The following is a 258-nucleotide window of genomic DNA, read 5'->3' as shown; positions in this document are numbered from 1 at the left end:
CATCGCGCCAGTTAACTGCAACTGAATTTCATCAGCGACTTGTTGTTGATGATGTTGTAATTGTTTTTCATCTACCACTTCATCTTCTGTCTCAACAAAAGGTGTCACGCCTTTATCAAATTCAATACTCGCACTGTCAATACTCGCACTATCAACTTGCTGTGATAGTTTGTTATCCCAACGTGGATCAGCGCTATTGGTTATCGCAGATTGAAGCGAACTGGACTGTGGTTTTTTTTCAGACATAAAGACTAATTC

Annotated in this window: 1 protein-coding gene; it reads right to left on the bottom strand. The window is 39.9% G+C overall.

Translation table 11 applies throughout. The features are described from left to right. Positions 1 to 246, bottom strand: a 246-nt coding sequence (locus AAEY72_RS15470; RefSeq protein WP_352311494.1) for a hypothetical protein, incomplete at its 3' end; no start/stop codon positions are given. Between the last annotated feature and the right edge of the window lie 12 nt (positions 247 to 258).

Source organism: Psychrobacter sp. W2-37-MNA-CIBAN-0211 (assembly GCF_040309405.1).
GTDB classification, from domain to species: domain Bacteria; phylum Pseudomonadota; class Gammaproteobacteria; order Pseudomonadales; family Moraxellaceae; genus Psychrobacter; species Psychrobacter glaciei.
The sequence above is the reverse complement of the archived record's forward strand: the minus strand, read 5'-3'. Positions and strand labels throughout refer to the sequence as shown.